5 protein-coding genes are annotated in these 8,337 nt (G+C 73.0%); 4 read left to right on the top strand and 1 reads right to left on the bottom strand.

What is annotated here, in order from left to right:
- Positions 1–4,735: amino acid adenylation domain-containing protein (locus tag ACWGIC_RS12335; protein WP_452075968.1), on the bottom strand; the 4,735-nt coding region annotated here is incomplete at its 3' end.
- A 282-nt stretch (positions 4,736–5,017) separates the two neighbouring features.
- On the opposite strand from ACWGIC_RS12335, the gene ACWGIC_RS12330 reads away from it, so the two are divergent.
- Genes ACWGIC_RS12330 through ACWGIC_RS12315 form a run of 4 tightly spaced genes read left to right on the top strand, consistent with a single transcriptional unit; the run spans position 5,018 to position 8,278 of the window.
- Entirely contained in the window at positions 5,018–5,302 is a 285-nt protein-coding gene (locus ACWGIC_RS12330; RefSeq protein WP_452075967.1) for a phosphopantetheine-binding protein, read from the top strand.
- Positions 5,299–6,411: an acyl-CoA dehydrogenase family protein gene (locus ACWGIC_RS12325; protein WP_452075966.1), complete on the top strand. Its 1,113-nt coding sequence runs from the start codon at positions 5,299–5,301 to the stop codon at positions 6,409–6,411. Before ACWGIC_RS12330 ends, ACWGIC_RS12325 begins: the two co-directional genes overlap by 4 nt.
- Positions 6,408–7,442: an HAD-IIIC family phosphatase gene (locus tag ACWGIC_RS12320; protein WP_452075965.1), complete on the top strand. Its 1,035-nt coding sequence runs from the start codon at positions 6,408–6,410 to the stop codon at positions 7,440–7,442. Before ACWGIC_RS12325 ends, ACWGIC_RS12320 begins: the two co-directional genes overlap by 4 nt.
- Positions 7,439–8,278 (top strand): 3-hydroxyacyl-CoA dehydrogenase family protein, encoded by an 840-nt coding sequence (locus ACWGIC_RS12315; protein WP_452075964.1) that lies wholly within the window; start codon positions 7,439–7,441, stop codon positions 8,276–8,278. Before ACWGIC_RS12320 ends, ACWGIC_RS12315 begins: the two co-directional genes overlap by 4 nt.
- The last annotated feature ends 59 nt before the right edge of the window (positions 8,279–8,337 follow it).

The following is an 8,337-nucleotide window of genomic DNA, read 5'->3' as shown; positions in this document are numbered from 1 at the left end:
CGGCGGGTGCGGGTGGGGGGGGGGGGGGTCGGGCTTCCCGCGGCCGCGGCGCCGGCAGCGCCCGGCGGTCGATCTTGCCCTGCGGCGTCAGCGGGAACCGGTCGAGCACCACCAGCGCGCCCGGGACGAGATGCCCCGGCAGGCTCTGGCCGAGGAACTCCCGCAGGGCCTCGGGCCCGACCGGGCGGCGCGGCACGACGTACCCGGCCAGCCGCTTGTGGCCGGGGGTGTCGTCCCGGGCCAGCACGACGGCCTCGCCGACGTCCGGGTGCCGGCGCAGGGCGGCCTCGATCTCGCCCGTCTCGATCCGGAAGCCGCGGATCTTGACCTGGTCGTCGGACCGGCCGAGGAAGTCCAGCACCCAGCCCTCGCGCCAGCGCACGACGTCGCCGGTGCGGTACAGCCGGGTCCCGTGCCCGAAGGGGTCGGCGACGAACCGGTCCGCGGTCAGGCCGGGCCGCCCCAGGTAGCCGCGGGCCAAACCGCTGCCGCCGACGTACAGCTCGCCGCGCACCCCGGCCGGCGCCAGATCGAGGTGCCGGTCCAGCACCCGGCAGTACGTGCCGGTGATCTGCCGCCCGATCGGCACCGGACGGCCGGGGTCGCTGTCGCGGACGCGGTGGCAGGCGGTGAAAGTGGTGTTTTCGGTGGGCCCGTAGCCGTTGACCAGCTCCAGCTGCGGCCACCGCTGCCGGACTGCCGCGCATTGCTGCGGCGAGAGGACGTCGCCGCCGGAAAGCAGCCGCCGCAGCCCCGCGAACACCCCGGGGTCAGCCGCCGCCACCTCGTGGAACATCCCCGCGGTCAGCCACAGGGCGGTCACGCTTTCGGAGCGGACGAAGGTGCCGAGCGCCTCAACCGACGGCACCTCCTCCGGGTCGACGGCCAGCCGTGCGCCGGACAGCAGCGCACCCCAGATTTCCAGCGTGGAGGCGTCGAACGACAACGGAGCGTACTGCGCGACGACGTCCTCCGGGCCGAGCCGGACGTGCGGGTCGGCGCACAACCGCGTCACGGAGCGATGCTCGATCTGCACGCCTTTCGGCCGACCCGACGAACCGGAGGTGTAAAGCACGCAGGCCAGGTTGTCCGGCCAGGCTCGGTGCCCCGGCGCGGTTTCGGACTCGCCGCGTTCCCACCCGTCGTCCAAGGCCAGGACGCGAGCCCCGTGGGGTACTCGGTCGCGCACTGCCCGCGTCGTAAGCACTGTGGCCGCCCCGGAATCCGCCAGCAGCAACGCCAGCCGCTCGTCCGGGTAACGCGGGTCGAGCGGGACGTAGGCTGCTCCGGCCTTCAGCACGGCCAGCATCCCGACGACCGCCTCGACGCCGCGCGGGACGCACAGGCCGATCCGGACGTCCAGTCCGGCGCCGTGCGCGATCAGGCCGTGTGCGAGCCGGTTCGCCCGGAGGTCCAGCTCCCGGTAAGTGAGGGCCGCGCCCGCGCAGGTCACCGCGAGCGCGTCCGGGTGCTCGCGGACGCGCTCGGCGAAGACGCGGGGCACGCTGAGCCCGGGTCCCTCCGCCGCCGGGTGCCCGGCTTCCAGGAGTTCGCGGCGTTGCGCCGGCGCGGGCCACGGCAGCCGGGACAGCGGCCGTCCCGGGTCTTCGGCGAGGTTTTCCAGCAGGGCGGCCAGGTTCTCGGCCAGCCGCCGGATCGTGGCCGCGTCGAACAGTTCGGTGCTGTACTCGGCCACCGCGTGCAGGCCGCCGTCGTGGGGTTCGAACTCCAGCGTGAGGTCGAACTGCGCCGACTGCCGGGGCAGTTCGAGCTCCTCGGCCGCCAGCCCGCTGAACTCCGGGGCCGCCGAGGGCGCGTTCTGCAGCACCACCATCGCGTTCACCAGCGGCGAACGGCTCGCGTCGCGGGCCGGGGCGAGCAGTTCCACCAGGCGGCCGAACGGGACGTCGTCGTGGGCCATCGCGTCGAGCACGGTCGAGCGGACTTCGGTCAGGAGTTCGGCGAAGGACGGGTCGCCGTCGAGGCGGGCGCGGATCACGACCGTGTTGGCGAAAAAGCCGACCAGTCCGGCCAGTTCGTCCCGGGACCGCCCGGCGGTGACCGTGCCGAGGGCGAGGTCGCGCTGGCCGGTGTAGCGCGCGAAGAGCACCTGCGCCGCCGCGAAAAGGGTCATGAACAGCGTGGCGCCGTGCTCCCGGCCGAGTTCGGCCAGCCGGGCGGTCACGGCCGCGGGCACGGTGAACCGGTGGATCGCGCCCGCCGTCCCGCGCACCGCTGGGCGCGGCCGGTCGGTGGGCAGTTCCAGCGCCGGGACCCCGGCCAGTTGCCGCTCCCAGTAGGCGATCTGGTCGTCGAACTCGGGTCCGGCGAGCCGGTCTCGCTGCCAGGCGGCGAAATCGGCGTAGCGCAACGGAAGCGGGGGCAGCCCGGCCACCGCGCCGCGCACCGCGGCGGAGTACAGCTGGCCGAGTTCGTCCGCGAGCACTCCCATCGACCAGCCGTCGGTGACGATGTGGTGCAGCACCAGCACAAGCAGATGATCGTCCGCGTCCCGCTCGAACACCGTCGCCCGGAACAACGGGCCGCGGGCGAGGTCGAAGGGCCGCTGCACCTCGGCGAGCAGCGCCCGTTCGATGTCCTCCGGCGCGCGGACTTCCGGCCGGATCTCAGGCGGCGGCCCGACGACTTGAACGCCCCGTCCTTGCACGGCGGGGAACGTCGTCCGCAGCGACTCGTGGCGTTCGACCAGTGCGGTCAAGGCAGCCGCCAGCGCGTCGAGAGACAGGGCTCCGCGCAACCGGAATCCGGTGGTGGTGTTGTACTCCGCGCCCCCAGGGGCGAGCTGGTCGAGGAACCAGAGCCGCTGCTGCCCGGACGACAGCGGCAGCGCGGTCCCCGGCTCGGTCCGCTCCGGCGCGTGGCCGGCGCGCGCGGCGGGGATCGCCGCCGCGAGCCCGGCGACCGTGCGGTGTTCGAACACGTCCCGAGGGGGCAGTGCGATGCCCAGGCGCCGGTTGAGCGTGCCGGCCACCCGCATCGCGCGGATCGAATCGCCGCCCAGCTCGACGAAATCGTCCTCGACGCCCACCCGCGGCAGGCCGAGCGCCTCCCGCCAGACCTCGGCGACCAGTTCTTCGGTGGCGTTCCGCGGAGCGGCGAGGTCGCGGCGGCTGCCGTCCGGCGCGGGCAGCGCCCGGCGGTCGAGCTTGCCCGCGTGCGTCAAGGGGAGGGCGGCAAGCTCGACGAACCGGGCGGGCACGAGATGACCAGGCACCCGGCGTCGCAGGAACGCCGCCAGCCGGGCCGGTGGCGGGCCGGGCCTGGCTGATGGGACGACGTAAGCGAGCAGGAGATCGGCACCGCGGTCGTCTCGCCACGCGACTACGGCCGCGGCGGCGATACCGGGGTGGCACACGAGGGCGGCTTCGGCTTCCTCGGGATCGACACGGATCCCGCGTATTTCGACCTGCCCGTCGGTGCGGCCGAGGAAGTCGAACAGTCCGTCTCCCCGCTGGCGCACCCGGTCGCCGGTGCGGTGCATCCGCGAGCCGGGAGGCCCGGCCGGATCCGCGACGAACGCGGCCGCGGTCGCCCCGGGCTCGCCGAGGTAGCCGCGAGCGAGGCAGTCGCCGGACAGCCAGAGTTCCCCGGGCTCCCCCGGCGGAACCGGCCGCAGCGTGGCGTCCAGCACCTGCGCGCGCGTCCCGGCCACCGGCTGCCCGAGCACGGCGTGCTCCTCGGCCACCGCCTCGCATACGAGACTGTCCACAGTGGTCTCAGTGGTGCGGTAGGCGTTGCAGACGGCGACCCCGGCGGCGTGCAGCGCGGCACCGAGGTCCGGATCCACGCGCTCTCCCCCGGTGATGACGACGTGTGGCCGCGCGGGGCCGTCGAGCAGCCCGGCCAGCAGAAGTTTCCTGAGGACAGAGGGAGTTTCGTCGAGCACATCGATCCTCGCGGCCGCCAATGCGGCGACGGTGGCACGCGGATCGGCCCGGTCCAGCACGTGCAGTTCGTGGCCGGCCAGCATCGCGAGCAGCGGAATCCAGGAGGTGTCGCAGGAGAGGGACGCGGTGTGCGCCACCCGGAGGCGCGACCGGCCGACGGCCTGGGCGGCGGGGTCGAAGATCTGCGTGCGGTGGGCCGCGAACAGCTGGAGCAGCCCGCGGTGGGTGCCGAGTACTCCGCGGGGGCGGCCGGTCGAGCCCGAGGTGCAGAAGATGCAGGCGAGGTTGTCGGGGTGGACGGGCGGCCACGACGCGACGGGTTTGTCAGACGGAGCAACGGAATTGCCTGCGCGGAGGGCAGCCGGACCGCCGGTGAGTTCGCCGCCGTCGCATCGCTGGGGCACGGCCGGACCAGCGCCATCTGCTCGGGGCGCGGCTTTCACCGACACCGGCGCACAGTTCGCTGGCAGCCGGTCCGCCAGCTCAGGCTGCGTCAGGACCAGGCTCACCCCGGCGTCGGCGAGCAGGGCGGCCCCATGCCTTCGCGGCTGCGCCGGATCGAGAGGTACGTACGCCGCCCCGGCCTTGAGCACCGCGAACAGTGCCACCACCATGTCCGCTCCACGCTCCACGAAAAGCCCGACCCGGCTCTCGAGCCCCGCGCCCCGCTCCGCCAAACGGGCCGCCAGTTCGTCGCTGCGGGCGGCGAGTTCGGCATAGCTCAACCGGGTCGCGCCGCACACCACCGCGGTCTCCGCAGGCGTCCGGGACGCGCAGTCCGCGAGCAGGCCGCCGACGCCGCTCGCTGTTCCAGTGGTGGCTGCCATGCCCGCAATCCCATGCTCGACGCGCGGTTCCGGAATGTTTTCCTCAATTTCCCCGCGAGGGCGGTATTTCGATATTTGCAGTGGCCGCGCGGCAGCGGCAAGCCGCCGAACGAGGGATCGGCGCTTAATTGCGCGACCGCGGTCCATTGATCATCCACAAAGGACTTCGAATACCGGGAATGGATCAGCAATGGCGAGCAATCGATTAGGCCGTTCGGCACGGCCGGGAGCACCGCACGGCGTGTTAACTTCGAGCGGGGAAATCTTCTCGAGGGAGGGTGCGTGACAGGCCAGCAGCCCGCGGGCACGGAACTCGCCGCCGGGGAGATTACGGCGGAACTGACCGATTTCTTCACCGCCGCGACGGCCGGGAACACCCCCGGCCCCGACGAAGACTACTTCGCGCTCGGGCTGGTGAACTCGCTGCTGGCCCTGGAGCTCGTGGCACTTCTCGAACGCCGGTTCGGCGTGGAGATCGGAGTGGAAGACCTCGACCTGGACAATTTCCGGACCATGAACCGGGTAACCGATTTCGTGCTCCGGAAGCGATCGGACGGAATTCCTTGACCCATTCCCCGGCCACAGCGGATTCCGCCGCGTTCGCCGCTTCGGCCGGACCGGACGCGGCGGACTGGGACGCGCGCGGCGCGGTCCCGCCGGAGGTCGTCAAAGCGGTGGCGCGCGCGGGCTTTCTGGCCGCCGATCTGCCCGCTTCCGCCGGTGGCGCCGGACTCCCCCAGGCCGCTCTCGGCGAACTGTGCGCCGACCTCGGGGGCGTGTGCAGCGCGCTGCGGGCCCTGGTCACCGTCCAGAGCATGGTCGCCGCGGCCGTTTTCCGCTGGGGCACCGCCGATCAGCGGGCCCGCTGGTTGCCGCCGCTGGCGCACGGAGACGTCCTGGCTGGTTTCGCGGCCACCGAACCCGGTGCCGGGAGCGACCTGTCGGCCGTCGCCGCCTCCGCGGTGCGCGAGGCCGGGCGGATGCGCGTGCGCGGGCGCAAGCTGTGGGTCACCTTCGGGCAGGCCGCCAACGTCTTCCTCGTGCTCGCCGCGGGCGAGGGCCGTCCGGTCGCTTTGCTGGTCGAAGCCGACCGGCCAGGCATCACCGTCGAGCCGGTGCGGGGTCAGCTGGGCATGCGCGCCGCCCAGCTCGCGCACGTCCGGTTCGACGTGCTCGTGCCGGAGGAAAACCTGCTCGCTCCCCCGGGATTCGGGCTGTCGCACGTCGTCGCGACGGCACTCGACCACGGACGGTTCACCGTCGCCTGGGGCTGCGTCGGCATGGCCGAGGCGTGCCTGCGCGTCGCCGCCGCCCACGCCGTGGACCGCGTGCAGGGCGGCGTGCGGCTCGCCGGGCATCAAGCGGTGCGCGCTCTGCTCGGGCGCAGCTTGGCCGACGCGGCCGCCGCGCGCCAGCTGTGTGTCCGCGCAGCAGCACTGCGGGAGCGGCGCGAACCGGACGCCGTGGCCGGGACCCTGCTGGCCAAGTACGTCGCCGCGGGCGCCGCGTCCGCCGTCGCCGACCGGGCCGGGCAGGTCCTCGGTGCCACCGGATGCGCGGAGGACAGCCTGGTAGGCCGTTTCTACCGCGACGCCAAGGTCATGCGGATCATCGAAGGCTCCGACGAAGTCGCCGAACAGCAGCTCGGCGAATACGCGTTGCGGCGGCGGCCGTGAAGACGGTCAAGTGCTTGGTCTGGGACCTCGACGACACGCTCTGGGACGGCGTCGTGCTCGAAGGCGACCGGCCGCGCCCGTTTCCCGCCGCGCTCGAGACGCTGCACACCCTGGACCGGCGGGGAATCCTGCACGCGGTGGCCGGCCGGGGCGAACTCGCCCGCGCCACCGGGCATCTCGCCGAACACGGCCTGACCGACCTGTTCTGCGCGCTGGAGGTCGGCTGGGGCGAGAAGTCCGTGTCGATCCGCCGGATCGCCGCGGAACTCAATCTCGGCCTGGACACCATCGCCTTCGCCGACAACGACCCGGCCGAGCGCGCCGAGGTTGCCGCCGCGCTGCCGACGGTGCGCTGCTACCCCGCCGAACGGGTCGGCGAACTCGCGGAGCTCGCCGAGTTCCGGCCGGTGCAGGTGACCGGCGAATCGCGCCGCCGCCGGCACCGGTACCTCGCCGAACGCGACCGCGTCGCGGCCGAACAGGCGTTCCGCGGTTCCCCGCAGGAATTCCTCGCCTCGCTGAACCTCACGATGACCGTGCGGGCCGCCGCCGAGGACGACTTCGCCCGCGCGCACGAACTCACCCTCCGCACCCACCAGCTCAACACCACGGGACGCACGTTCGATGTCGCGCAGCTCCGCGAACTCTGTGCGTCCCCGGGCTATGAAGTGCTCGTCGCGGACGTGGCCGACCGGTTCGGCGCGCACGGCACCGTCGGGCTCGCCGTGCTCCGCGAAGCCGGGCACGACGTAGTCCTGGAGCTGCTGCTCACTTCGTGCCGGGTGCTCAATCGCGGCATCGGCACCGTCCTGCTCGGCCATCTCGTGCGGGACGTCCTCGCGCGCGGACGGCGTCCCGTCGCCCGGTTCGTTCCCACGGACAGCAACCGGATCATGCTGGTGACGCTGCGCTTCGCCGGTTTCGAACCCGGCACAGCCGCCGACGCCGGGCTGACGCTGGCCTTCGACCCGCGACGGCCGCCGCCTCCCCCGCCCGGGCACGTCCGGATCGTCGACGGGAGAAGCCAGTGAAGATCGGGGTGGTGGGCGCGGGCGTGATGGGCACCGGTGTCGCCCAGTGTTTCGCCGCGGCCGGGCACGACGTCGTGGTCGCCGACCACGATCCGGAGGCGGTGAGCCGCGGCCCGGAGCGCATCCGCTTCGGCCTGAGGATGGCGGCGCTGCTCGGCAACCGCCCCCCGGCCAAGGTTTCCGACCGGATCCGCTGGACCGGCCAGCTCGGCGAACTCGGCGACAGCGAGTTCGTCGTGGAGTGCGCGGCCGAACGGATTCCGGTGAAGGAAGGGCTGTTCGGCGAACTGGACCGGCTCTGCCCCGCCGCGACGATCCTCGCCTCGTGCACGTCCGCGGTCCCGATCGCTCGGCTCGCCGCCGCGACTGCCCGCGCGGACCGGGTGATCGGCACCCACTTCATGAACCCCGCGCCGCTCAAGGACACCGTCGAGGTGGTGCGCGCGGCGGCGACCGGCGACGAGACCGTCCGCGCCACCACGGACCTGTTGTCCGGCATCGGCAAACACGCGATCGTGGTCGCCGACGGTCCCGGCTTCGTCGCCAACCGGGTGCTCATGGCGACGATCAACGAGGCGATCGCGACGGTCGGCGACGGCATCGCCGACGCCGCCACCGTCGACCAGGTCTTCGAGAACTGCTTCGGCCACGCGATGGGACCGCTGCGGACGGCTGACCTCATCGGCCTCGACGTCATCCTGGACACCTTGACGGTACTGCTGGAGTGCACGGGGAATCCGATGTACCGGCCGTGCCCGCTCCTGGCCGAGCTTGTCGGTGCCGGACGGCTGGGACGCAAGACCGGACAGGGCCTGCACAGTTATCCGGCGGGTTAGGAGCGCACCAGCCCATCGGCTCGCGTCGGCCGAGCACAGCCCGGCCGACACGAGCCCAG

The organism is Amycolatopsis sp. NPDC054798 (assembly GCF_053611505.1).
The sequence above is the reverse complement of the archived record's forward strand: the minus strand, read 5'-3'. Positions and strand labels throughout refer to the sequence as shown.